8 protein-coding genes are annotated in these 11,731 nt (G+C 72.0%); 4 read left to right on the forward strand and 4 right to left on the reverse strand.

Annotated features, from left to right (window positions below):
* Window positions 1-66 precede the first annotated feature (66 nt).
* From OHB41_RS02660 to OHB41_RS02675, 4 genes are all read left to right on the forward strand, one after another.
* Complete coding sequence (locus tag OHB41_RS02660) at window positions 67-1,293, forward strand: bifunctional glycosyltransferase family 2/GtrA family protein (protein ID WP_266705608.1); 1,227 nt, start codon at window positions 67-69, stop codon at window positions 1,291-1,293.
* Complete coding sequence (locus OHB41_RS02665; RefSeq protein ID WP_266696315.1) at window positions 1,290-2,669, forward strand: putative hexosyltransferase; 1,380 nt, start codon at window positions 1,290-1,292, stop codon at window positions 2,667-2,669. The genes OHB41_RS02660 and OHB41_RS02665 overlap by 4 nt, the downstream gene beginning before the upstream one ends.
* A gap of 127 nt (window positions 2,670-2,796) precedes the next feature.
* Complete coding sequence (locus tag OHB41_RS02670) at window positions 2,797-3,156, forward strand: anti-sigma factor antagonist (protein WP_266696316.1); 360 nt, start codon at window positions 2,797-2,799, stop codon at window positions 3,154-3,156.
* A gap of 111 nt (window positions 3,157-3,267) precedes the next feature.
* Window positions 3,268-4,590 (forward strand): GAF domain-containing SpoIIE family protein phosphatase, encoded by a 1,323-nt coding sequence (locus OHB41_RS02675; protein WP_266696317.1) that lies wholly within the window; start codon window positions 3,268-3,270, stop codon window positions 4,588-4,590.
* A 204-nt stretch (window positions 4,591-4,794) separates the two neighbouring features.
* Here OHB41_RS02675 and OHB41_RS02680 read toward each other — a convergent pair whose 3' ends face one another.
* From OHB41_RS02680 to OHB41_RS02695, 4 genes are all read right to left on the reverse strand, one after another.
* Entirely contained in the window at window positions 4,795-5,283 is a 489-nt protein-coding gene (locus tag OHB41_RS02680; RefSeq protein ID WP_266696318.1) for a hypothetical protein, read from the reverse strand.
* Between the two features lie 599 nt (window positions 5,284-5,882).
* Window positions 5,883-7,535 (reverse strand): sigma-70 family RNA polymerase sigma factor, encoded by a 1,653-nt coding sequence (locus tag OHB41_RS02685; protein WP_266696319.1) that lies wholly within the window; start codon window positions 7,533-7,535, stop codon window positions 5,883-5,885.
* A 250-nt stretch (window positions 7,536-7,785) separates the two neighbouring features.
* Window positions 7,786-8,583, reverse strand: a complete 798-nt coding sequence (locus tag OHB41_RS02690) for an SAM-dependent methyltransferase (RefSeq protein ID WP_266696320.1) — start codon at window positions 8,581-8,583, stop codon at window positions 7,786-7,788.
* Window positions 8,584-8,860: 277 nt separating this feature from the next.
* Entirely contained in the window at window positions 8,861-11,329 is a 2,469-nt protein-coding gene (locus OHB41_RS02695) for a SpoIIE family protein phosphatase (RefSeq protein ID WP_266696321.1), read from the reverse strand.
* Window positions 11,330-11,731 lie beyond the last annotated feature (402 nt).

Consider the following 11,731-nt stretch of genomic DNA (forward strand, 5'->3'; position numbering starts at 1 on the left):
AGACCTGGACGAACCATGACCAAGACCATGCGGCCCGGCCCGACCGGCCTCCCGACAGGACTGCCCATGGACGGGCTGCCGCTCCGACTGCCGCTGCCGGCGCACCATCCGGAACCCGTCCTGGACGTGGTCGTCCCGGTGTTCAACGAGGAGACGGATCTGGAGCCGAGCGTCCGGCGCCTGCACACGCACCTGCGGGAGACGTTCCCGTACCCGTTCCGCATCACCGTCGCCGACAACGCCAGCACCGACGCCACGCCGCGGATCGCGGCCCGGCTGGCCGCCGAGCTGCCGGAGGCCGAGTGGATACGGCTGGCCGAGAAGGGGCGCGGACGGGCTCTGCGCGTCGCCTGGTCGCGGTCTCGGGCGCCGGTCCTGGCATACCTGGACGTGGACCTGTCCACGGAACTGACGGCGCTGCTCCCGCTGGTCGCTCCGCTGATCTCCGGCCACTCCGACATGGCCATCGGCACCCGGCTGGCCCGTGGTTCCCGAGTGGTACGCGGTCCCAAGCGGGAGATCATCTCCCGTTGCTACAACGTCCTGCTGCGGTCCACCCTCGCCGTCGGCTTCTCCGACGCGCAGTGCGGTTTCAAAGCGGTCCGGCGCGAGGTCGCCGAGCGCCTCCTTCCCCTGGTGGAGGACTCGGAGTGGTTCTTCGACACGGAACTGCTGGTGATCGCCGAACGGGCCGGGCTGCGCATCCACGAGGTACCGGTCGACTGGGTGGACGACCCCGACAGCCGGGTCGACCTGATCCCCACGGCCGTGGCCGACCTCCGCGGTATCGCCAGGATCGGCGGGGCGCTGGCCCGTGGCACGCTCCCGACCGCGGGGCTGCGGCGCGCCACCGGGGGTGACCCGCCCGGTTCACTCGTCGCCCAACTGCTGCGCTTCGGTGCCGTGGGCGTGGCGAGCACGGTCGGGTACGTCCTGCTCTACGTGGCCCTGCGTCCGGTCGCGGGTCCGCAGGGAGCCAACGCGTGGGCACTCCTGTTCTGCGCCGTCGCGAACACGGCCGCGAACCGGCGGCTCACCTTCGGGCTGCGCGGGCGCGGCGGTGTGCTGCGCCAACAGGCCAGGGGGCTGGCGGTGTTCGGCCTCGGCCTGGCGCTCACCAGCGGGTCGCTCGCCGCGCTGCACCGCTGGGTCCCGGGTCCCGGGCGGCCCACCGAGGTCGTGGTGCTCGTCGTCGCCAACCTGGTCGCGACGCTGCTGCGTTTCCTGCTCCTCCGGGCCTGGGTGTTCACCGCCGCCCCGAGCGGCAGCCGAACGGGAGTCGAGGTCCGATGATCGACCCGCACGTCGCGAACCCTCCGTCGTACGAGGACAACCGGCCGCACACCGAGGGCCGTTCGTCCGCAACGCCGCCGTCGTACGATACCTCCCCTGCCTTCGTCCCCTCCCCCACCGCTGTTCCGCACCGGTGGCCGCGCTTGCGCCGGGCGGCGGAGCAGCACGGTCCGGTGCTCGCACTGTACGGGGCGCTGAAGCTCGTGGGCTTCTGCGCGTTCATGTACCTGCTCGACTCCTCCGGGGACTTCCGCCGGAAGAACCCGCGCTTCGGCGGCGGCGCCCACGTCTGGGACGTGCTGGCCACCTGGGACGGCTGGTGGTACCAGCAGATCGCCGCCCACGGCTACCACCCGGCGCTCGTGCCGGTGCCCGGTGCCAGCGGCCTGATCACCATCGAGGGCAATTCAGCGGCGTTCTTCCCTCTGTACCCGGCTCTGATGCGTCTGTTCTCCTCGTGCACCGGCCTGGGTCTGTTCGGCGCCGGCCTGCTGGTCTCGGTCGTCGCCTCGTTCGCCGCCGCCCTGGCGATCCACGCCGTCACCGCGCGGATCGGCGGCCGCCGGGCCGGGCTCGCCGCTGCCGGGCTCTGGGCGGTGTGGCCCGGTTCCGGCCTGGAGTGGTCGGCCTATTCGGAGTCGCTCTACGTGGCCCTCGCGGCCTGGGCCTGCTACGCCGTCATGCGACATCGCTGGCTCACCGCCGGCCTTCTGACCTGCGCCGCGGGTCTCACCCGCCCGACGGCCACCGCGCTGATCGCGGCGCTCGGCGTCGCCGCCCTGCTGGCCGTGCACCGGCAGTGGCGCGAGGCCCGCCGCTGGGGCGACACCCCCGGTCCGGACGGGAAGGGACGTCGGGGCATCGTCCTGCGCCCACTGGCCGCCGTGGCGATCGCCCCCCTCGGGCTGGTCGGCTACCTCGGCTGGGTGGGATACCGAATGGGCGACTACGGCGGGTACTTCAAGCTCCAGGAGGGCGCCTGGGCCCACACGTTCGACTACGGCAGACAGACCCTCGACGTGTTCACCTCCCTGCCGGTGGGCCACTTCGACTACCTCTTCGCCTCTCCCTACGAAGACCTCATCGGCGTCGGCACGGTCCTGCTGGCCCTGATCGTCCTCCCGCTGCTGCTACGGCTCCGCCCGCCACCGGTCCTCGTCGTCCACACCCTCCTCACGATCGCGCTCGTCCTGGGAAGCCAGCAGATCTTCGGCAACGTCTCGCGCTACCTGCTCCCGGCCTTCCCCCTGTTCATCCCGTGCGCCGTCGGCATGCGCCGGCTCGGTACGCCGGTGCTGTGCACCGTCCTCGGAATCGCCGCGCTCGCCTCCGGCTCGTACGCGGGGTACGCCCTGTTCGAACTCGGCGTTCCGTAACCGGCGTTGCGGGGACGCCGCTCCGGCCCGGACATCCCGGACCGGCCGCCGGCGCGCGCGACGGCCGCGGGGCACGCTGCGGACTCCCGTGCTCCCGGTCGGGAACCGGGAGTGAGATGCTGGACGTATGGATACCTCCCCCGCGGCCTCGGACGAGCTCGTGGTGATCACCACCCGGTACGAGTCGCCGAGGGCGTTCGTGATGCTCCTGCGGGGGTGTGCCGACCTGACGAGCTCCGGGGAACTGGAGGAGATCTTCGGTGAGGCCGCCGGGTCCGGCTGTCCGGTGATCGTGGACCTGGCCGGCCTCGCCTTCGGCGACGAACATCTGCTGGGGCATCTGCTGGCTGCGCGCGAGAAGGGCGACCTGACGCTTGTCGGCCCCCTGAGCAGGCAGTTCCACCAGCGCATGGACGTCACGGGTACGGTCGGGTGCTTCGATGTCCAGCCCGACCTGACCACCGCCCTGGCGCATCTGCCGGACTGACCGCACGCAGAAGGCGGGTCTCCTGGTCGAGATGACCTGCCCGGGAACCACCGCACGGACGACGCCCGCTATGTTTGCGGCAGGCCATGGGAAAACTGGAGGCGCGCGGGGATGCCGGGTGTGACGTTCCCGGGCGGAGTGCGCGCCGACGGACTGCCGGCGGCGTTGTCGGATCCGGCTCGGCTGGCGGCGGTGGCCGCGACGGGACTGATGGACACCGGACCGGAGCCCGAGTTCGAGAACCTGGCGCGGCTGGCGGCGACCGTGACCGGCTGCGGCCGCGCCTTCATCACCCTGGTCGACGACCGGCGTTCGTTCTTGAAGTCGTGCGTCGGCGTCGACGCCACGAAGACCGACGAGCGGCAGAACCGTGTGGGGGAAAGCTTCTGCTACTTCCTGGTCGGCCTGGAGGGTGACTCGTTCGCGGTGGAGGACGCGGCCCGGGACCCGCGCACCCGCGACCATCCCTCGGTGGCGCCGATGAAGATCGGCGCCTGGGCCGGCCACCCGATCCTGGGGCCCGGCGGGGAAGTCCTGGGCAGCATGTGCGTGATCGACGAGAACCCGCACGTGTGGCAGCCGCAGGAACTCGCCATGATCGCGACGATGGCCCACTCCGTCAGCAACGAGATGAACCTGCGGCTGTCCCTGGCCACCGCCCAGCAGGCGTTGGCCGCTTCCAGCGAACTGGCCCGCAGCCTGCAGGACAGCCTGCTGCCGCCCGTGCTCCGGCCCGTTCCCGGCCTGGACACCGCCGCGTCCTACCTGCCCGCGGCCGGCGGCACGGAGGTCGTCGGCGACTTCTACGACCTCTTCCGCGCCAAGGGCTCCTGGTGGTCCACCGTCATGGGGGACGTCTGCGGGAAGGGCACCGAGGCGGCCAAGGTAACCGCCCTGGCCCGCTACACCCTGCGCGCGGAGGCCACCCAGCAGCTCTCCCCGGCCACGGTGCTCACCCACCTGAACTCCGCGCTGCTCGACCAGCGGGTCGGCGGCGGCCGGTTCCTCACCGCCGTGTACGCCACCTTCCGCCTCACCGCGGGGGGCCTCGCCGGACGCCTGTGCACGGCCGGGCATCCCCCCGCCCTTGTCCGCCGCCGCGACGGCCGCGTCCAGTCGGTCGGCCGGCCGGGAACACTCCTGGGCGTCCTGCCCGAGGTCCGTCTCACCGACGTCCGCTTCCGTCTCGCCGCCGGAGACACCCTGCTGCTCTACACCGACGGCGCCACCGAAGCCCGTCCGCGCGCCGCCACCCCCGGCGGGACGCGCCCCCTCTTCGACGAGGCCGACCTCGCCGCCGCCCTGGCCGCCACCCATGGTGCCGACGCCACCGAGACCGTCCGCCACCTCGGCCGGGTCCTCGCCGACCACACCGGCGGCTGGGCCAGCGACGACACCGCGCTGCTCGCCCTCCGCGTCCCACCCACCCCCTGAACGCCGGCCGCCTTCGGCAGCCGATCCCGGTCCGGGCCGAGGTCCGCGGGTGAGCGGCGAGCACGGCGGAGCCGGCCTGCGCCCGAGATGTTCAATTTCCCCCATCGTGGGCATGGGTGGGGCAGCACCACATGCCGGAGAACCCGGCCCGATTGCAGCGGGCCGGGTTCTCCATGCGGTGCGGATGGTGCGGTGACGCCGTTACTACCAGCGGTGGTGGTCCTCGACGACGCGGAAGCTGCCCACGACGCCGTTCTTGACCTTCACGCCACCGTGGACGCGGAAGGGCATGACACCGTTGCTGGTGCTCCACGGGCCGACCGTGGCGACGGGCGAACCGTTGTCACAGGTGGCGCCGCGGAAGACCTCGACGGTCTTGTGGCTGTCGTTGCGGACGTTGAAGCTACGGGAGCCGAGACCGCTGATCACGGTGATGCAGCCCCAGCTCTGGGCGGAGTAGGTGCGCTCGTTGAAGTCGATGTGGCCCTCGTAGTGGCGACGGCCACCACGGTCGCCTCCGCCACCTCCTTCGTTGCCCTTGGACTGCCCGCTGTCGCCACCCATGGGAGCAACCTGCTTGACGACGGGGGCGGCCTCAGGAGCCGCGGCGGCGGAGGCGTAGGTGACGCCCGTGGCGACGAGGGCCGTAGCAGCCGCAGCGGCGGCCGTCACGGCAATGTTGCGCGTGGTCATGTCACTTTCCCAATCTCTGAGACGTCGGCCAAGCAGCCGATCTATGAGAGAACGTACCGATAATCGCTTTATCTGCCATATCGGACACGCGGGAGTTTTCCAGCAACACCCGAATGGACGCAGGTACCCGGGCGGCGCACCGCTCCGAGCGCACCTGACACCCACCCGAAGGGCTCGCTGACGTGGGAATCTGGCGCTTCGTGGCGCATGGCCGAGACACCGGTGGCGCCTGCCGCGGCAGCACCCGGGCCGCCGCCGACACGGCCGGCGAGACCGCCCGGGGCTGAGCGCAGCGGCCGAGGGGGAGCTGAGCCGGCCGACTCCCACGGGAGCACTTCCGCCCCCCCTCCGGCGTCGGAGGCATCACGGGCGTCGGTGCCCCAACTCGGTTCGGCGGCGGAGACGTTGATCCCCGACCGGTCGAGCCCGGGCACACGTCGGTGCCGTCGATGCCGCCCAACTCCAAGCGGGTGCCGCGTTTCCCGTCCGGCTCGCCCAGACCCGGCCCGGTGTCGACCGGAGCTCCGGCACCGTCTACGAGTAGCGCGAGCCGGCGGGGCGCCTGCGCCGAACGGGCCCCCGCACGGACGCGGGTGCCCTCACAGCTTGGCGCCGAAGTCCTGTGTCCACCACGGGCCGCCCGTCCCCTTGTGGACACCCACGCCGATGTTCTTGAACGAGCAGTTGAGGATGTTGGCGCGGTGGCCGGGACTGTTCATCCACGACTCCATCACCGCCTGCGGCGTCTGCTGCCCCTGGGCGATGTTCTCGCCGTACGTGGACCAGCGGTAGCCCGCGGCGGTGATGCGCTGCCCGGGGTCGGCACCGTCCGGGTTGGTGTGTTCGAAGAAGTTACGGGCGGCCATGTCGTCGGAGTGCGCCTGCGCGGCCTTCTCCAGCTCCGCGTCCTCGGTGAGCGCACCGCAGCCGGCCGCCGCGCGTTCCTTGTTCACCAGCGCGACCACCTGCGCGACGGTGGTCGTCGGAGCCGCCGCCACCTCCGCCGGCGCACTGGCCGACGTCCTGGCCGGCGCCGCGGACCTCCGGGGCGGCGGCACACTCTTCTTCGTGGCGCGCGGGGTCCTGGACGGGCTCGCCTTCTTCGATGCCGACGCGGACGGTGACCCGGACGGCGCAGCGGACGGGGAGGCCGACGGCGTGCCCTCGGAGGCGCTGGACGCCGAGAGGCCCACCACGTGGTCGTCGGCGGTCCGCGCGGCGTTGCCTCCCCCGCCCCCGTTCCCGGGGTCCGAATTGAAGTACCAGAGACCGCCGCCGGCCACACAGGCCGCCACGACGGCACCGCCGACCGCGCGGCGCCGGACACGCCGACGGCGACGGGCCTCGCCACGGGCGGTACCCGCGCGGCCGCCGGCACGGTGGCGGGCCCGCGCACCCGGTCCGGCGGTGCCGCCGGAAGCGTCGAGCTCCGACGCCGAGCCGGCCGGAGCCATACCGGCGTGGGCCGAGCGCACTCTCTCCAGCAGTGCGGGCGACACCGACACGAGCGCCAGGCCGGCCAGCAGCCCCTCCGCGGGCATCAGTCCGCTCCACAGGCCGGAGCAGCGTGCGCATCCGCGGGCGTGCCGGGCTATTCGCTTGCGCCACAGCGCCGAGGGCCGAGCGTCCCAGGAGGCCAGTACGCCGCGCAGTTCCCCGCACGGCGGCCGCGCGTCGAGCGCCCGCACGACCACACGCGCCGCCTCCAGTTGTGCCTTCATCCGCTGCACCCGGACCGCCGCGTGCTGAGGTGACACCTCCAGGGCAGTGGCGACCTCGGTCCGGGTGAGTTCGCCGGCGCACTCCAGCCACCACAGCGACAGCAGCGCCCGGTCGTCCGGCTCCAGCCAGCGGGTGGCGCGCGCGGTCTCCTGACGTTGGCCGGACAACTGCAGCCGCACCATCGTCAGGTCCACGAAGTCGGCACCCGGATCGGCGACGTCCTTGGTGTCCTCCGCGGTTCCCGGGGTGAACTGCCGGTCCTGCCAGTGTCTGCGGACCTGGTTCATCGCGATCGCCACGAGCCAGGAGCGGAAACTTTCGGGGGTACGCAGACTTCCCAGCGCGTCCAGCGCGCGGAGCATGGTCTCCTGCACCACGTCGTCGACGTCGACGGAGCCGTTCAGAGCCCGGCCCACGACGTTGTAGACCAGCGGGAGGTACGCACCGACCAGGGCGTCCTGAGACTGTGGGTCGCCGCTTCGGGCAGCGGTCACCAGCGCCGCCTCGTCCACCGTGTGCCGTGTGCTCATCAAACGCTTCCCTGTCCTCGACGCCGAACGATGCTGTCCGATACCTGGGAGACCGCTCGGTGAGCCTCGGATAACAGTTCTTCGGAGAATCGTTCCGGGAGAGACTCACCGCTGCGCCCGGGAAACGCAATTGGAGGACGTCACATCGGGGAGGGGCGGAACGCACGAGTGCCGAGCCCGACTCGGTCGGACTCGGCACCTCGGGAAACACAGGGACGGGTGGGTGGGAGTGAGGGCGGGGAGCGGCGGTTCAGCCGTTCTTGCGCCCCACACCACCATAGAAACCGATCTCGCCGGACCTCGCCGGAGGCGGGCCGTCCGGGCGCCAGAACGGAACCTGGGCCAGGCCCGGTTCGATCAGTTCGAACCCGTCGAAGAACCGCTCAACCTCGGCGCGACCACGCAGGTTCAGGGTGGCGCTGGCCTTGTTGTAGACGGCCTGAGCGTCACGGCGGTCGGCGAAGTCGCCCGTGGCGTGGGAGAGCACCAGGAAGCTGCCCGCGGGCAGCGCGTCGCGCAGGGCGGCGACCACTTGCTCGGGATTGTCCGCATTGGTGAGGAAGTGGACGACGGCGACGAGGAGAAGGGCGACGGGTTCGTCGAAGTCGATGACACGGCGTACGTCGGGATGGTTCACGATGGCCTGCGGGTCGCGCAGGTCGGCGAGTACGACACTGGTCGGAGCGGAGCGGCTGACCATCGCGCGGGCGTGGGCGTTCACGATCGGGTCGTTGTCGACGTACGCGATGCGCACGTCGGGCGCCACCGCCTCGGCCGTCTCGTGCACGTTCGGCGAGGTGGGCAGCCCGGTGCCGATGTCGAGGATCTGGCGGACGCCGCTGCCCACGACGTGGTGGACGGCGCGCCGCAGGAACGCGCGGTTGGCTCGCAGGCCGATCCGCGCCTCGGGGGCCGCGGCGGCGAGTTCGTCGCCGGCCCGCTGGTCCACCTCGTAGTTGTCCTTGCCGCCCAGAAGGTAGTCGTAGATCCGCGCAGGGTGCGGCCTGCTGGTGTCGATCTCCTCGGCACGGAATCCGTCCTGCTTCACGCTGCGCTCCTCTCGACGACCGCCCCGGCTCCCCGCACGTGAACGGCTCAGGACAGCCTGCCACATCAACTTGCCCGCGCATGACCACAGTTCGCCCCCATGGGCCGACTGTGGGAAACGGCGGCGGGCCACTGAACGTCGTACGGATGAAGCGGCCGGCCGCGGCCGGACACCGGCACGCTCGGCGACCCGGACCAGGGTCGGCACCGCTGCCCCGACGGGGCCGTCCGGGCATTGCCGGGCAGACCGGACGCCGCTGGTGGGCAGCCGACAGGCCTCAGGGCATGTCCATGGGCGGGAGGGGCTGTTCCGTCCAGATGGTCTTGCCGGCCGCCGAATAGCGCGTGCCCCACCGCTGGACCATGTGCGCGACGATGAACAGGCCGCGCCCGCCCTCGTCGTCACTGGCGGCCCGCCGGAGGTGGGGCGTGGTGTGCCCCGTGTCCGAGACCTCGCACAGCAGGCTGCGGTCGCGGATCAGTCTGAGCTGGATCGGACCGGAGGCGTAGTGGATCGCATTGGTGACCAGCTCGCTGACGACCAGCTCGGTGGTGAAGGACAGTTCCGCCAGCCCCCAGTTCCCCAGCTGCCGACTGGCGAGGTTGCGGGCGCGTCCGACCGCCGCGGGGTCCAGGGGCAGCTCCCACGCGGCCACCTCGTGCGAGTCCAGCACCCGGGTGCGTACCAGCAGCAGCGCCGCGTCGTCGGCGGCCGGCCCCTCGGGGAGGAGTTCGGCGATGATCTGATCGCACAACTCCTCGAGAGGCTTCTCGTGTTCGGACAGCACACGGCCCAGCCGCTCGAGTCCGAGCTCGATGTCATGGTCCTGGCCCCTGACCAGACCGTCGGTGAAGAGGGCCACGAGGCTGCCCTGGGGCAGGTCGAGTTCCGCGCTCTCGAAGGGCAGACCGCCCAGACCCAGCGGGGGTCCGGAGGGGAGCTCGGGGAAGGTGAGGACGCCGTCGGGGGTGACGACCGCCGGCGGCAGGTGCCCTGCGCGGGCCACGGCGCACCGCCCGGTCACCGGGTCGTACACGGCGTAGAGGCAGGTCACGCCGAGGGCCGGGTCGTCGTACGACCGGGCATCGGCGGGCTGACCGCTCACCCGACGTGCCGCCGTCTGTTCCTCGGAGGTCTGCTCGGCCAGGTCGTCGAGGCGAGTGAGCAGTTCGTCGGGGGTGTAGTCCAGCCGTGCCAGGGCGCGCACACTCGTGCGCAGGCGCCCCATCGTGGCGGCGGCGCGCAGACCGTGGCCCACCACGTCGCCGACGACCAGCCCGACCCGCGCTCCGGACAGCGGCACGAGGTCGAACCAGTCGCCGCCGACACCGGCCAGGTGAGCGGGAAGATAGCGGTGGGCCACCTCGACGGCCATCTGCGGCGGGATGTGCCGGGGCAGCAGGTCGCGCTGCAGCGCGAGGGCGGCCCTGCGCTCCCGGGTGTAACGGCGTGCGTTGTCGATGCAGACGGCGGTACGGGTGGCCAGCTCCTCGGCGAGCGACAGGTCGTCGCTGTCGAAACGGGCACAGGTCCTGCCGCGCAGGAACGTGACGAGCCCCAACGTCGTGCCGCGGGCGCGAAGAGGTACGACAAGCAGGGAATGGGCCCACGGTTCGGCGCCGGGCAGGGGCCCGGTGTCGCCCGGTCCGGTCTCTTCCAGTACCGGTCGGCCCGAGGACAGGCTGCGGGCCTGGGGGGAATCCTCGGCGTAGGTGACGCGCCGCTCGGCCGACGGTGTTTCCGCGGGTTCCCCCTCGGAAACACCGTCGGCCGAGCGGCGGGCCATGCGCAGCAGCGGCTCCGGGCACACCTGCCGGGGTGAGGGTTCCTCCCCTTCCGTGACACCCTCCACGAGGTCCACCACGACGGCGTCGGCCAAGTCCGGGACGATGACCTCGGTGCACTCCGTGACCGTGCCCGAGACGTCGAGGGTGCGGCCGATATGGGCCCCGGCCCGCACCAGGAGCGCCAGCCGCCGCTGGGCCAGATAGCGGTCGGTCACGTCGAAGGCGTCCTCGCACACGCCCAGCGTCTGCCCACGGGCGTCCTGCAGGCGGTAGTAGGAGCAGGACCAGACGTGGTCCTGCTCCCGGTCGGCCGGCGGCCGCCCGCGATAGCGCAGGTCTACGACCGGCTCACCGGTGGTGAGCACGTTCCGCATGACCTGTTCCAGCGTCGACGGTGCCCCCTCGGTCAGCACCGCGCCGCCCGGGTACAGGTCCTGCGACAGTGTCCCGATGACGTCCTCGACCGGTTCGGTGAACTCCCGTCCCGACGCGGTGTTGGCCCACGTCAGCCGAAGGTCGGTGTCGTAGATGGTCAGGCTGATGGGCGACTGGGTGGCCAGGCCGCGCAGCATGGCCAGGCCCGCCTCCCATTCGTGGACCTCCTCCAGCTCCGCCGCGACCACGACCCAGGCGGGTCCCTCGCTCCCGTGGGACAAGCGGGACATCATCGTCGCCGACCGGACGATGTGGCCGTCCCGGTGTTTCAGGTCGACCGCGTTGCTGCGCACGTTCGGGGCGTCGTGCCACGCGGCCAGGCCGGGCTGCCAGGAACGCCCGCCGGCGAACAGCATGTCCACGGGGTGCCCCACGATCTCGTCCGACCGGTAGCCGAGCATCTCCTCCGCCGCCGGGCTCCATCCCACGACCCAGCCCTGGGCATCCAGGACCGCCGTGGCGGCCCGCGTGACGTCGAGGGGACCACGGAAGTAGACGCTGTCGTTCGCATTCCAGACATTCATGGCACCACCCCAACCCGTGGCGATGTCTACAGCATCTGTCCGCAGCCCGGGGTGTACAACCGCGGCCACGCCGCGATCGCCGCCCGCCGGCGTTCCCGCGCGTCGATCCGCGGGCCCGCCGGAGCCGTCACGCGCCGGTGACCGTTCGGCCGCGGTCGGTGGCCGCACCGTTTCGTGGTCGGTGGCCGTACCGTTCCGTACCCGCGTCCCTCGCGCTGTCACCGGCGCCGCGGACGGCCGTGACACCTTCGACGGCGTCATGGGCCTTACGGGTGGCGCCGGGGAGAACACGACCGCGCGTGCACCGCGTCGGAGGGCGGCCCTGACCCCGGGAGGATCCCTCCGGCCCGTCCCGACCCGGCGCCGTGCCGGCGAGGGCACGCGTATTTTGAGCGGTAGCCG

Source organism: Streptomyces sp. NBC_01571, assembly GCF_026339875.1.
GTDB lineage: Bacteria > Actinomycetota > Actinomycetes > Streptomycetales > Streptomycetaceae > Streptomyces.

What these genes read in the sequence shown, in the direction of transcription:
- OHB41_RS02680 (WP_266696318.1), bottom strand. Translation starts at nt 5,283, where the DNA reads ATGACCACGCGCAACATTGCCGTGACGGCCGCCGCTGCGGCTGCTACG.
- OHB41_RS02665 (WP_266696315.1), top strand. Translation starts at nt 1,290, where the DNA reads ATGATCGACCCGCACGTCGCGAACCCTCCGTCGTACGAGGACAACCGG.
- OHB41_RS02675 (WP_266696317.1), top strand. Translation starts at nt 3,268, where the DNA reads ATGCCGGGTGTGACGTTCCCGGGCGGAGTGCGCGCCGACGGACTGCCG.
- OHB41_RS02670 (WP_266696316.1), top strand. Translation starts at nt 2,797, where the DNA reads ATGGATACCTCCCCCGCGGCCTCGGACGAGCTCGTGGTGATCACCACC.
- OHB41_RS02660 (WP_266705608.1), top strand. Translation starts at nt 67, where the DNA reads ATGGACGGGCTGCCGCTCCGACTGCCGCTGCCGGCGCACCATCCGGAA.
- OHB41_RS02695 (WP_266696321.1), bottom strand. Translation starts at nt 11,329, where the DNA reads ATGAATGTCTGGAATGCGAACGACAGCGTCTACTTCCGTGGTCCCCTC.
- OHB41_RS02685 (WP_266696319.1), bottom strand. Translation starts at nt 7,535, where the DNA reads ATGAGCACACGGCACACGGTGGACGAGGCGGCGCTGGTGACCGCTGCC.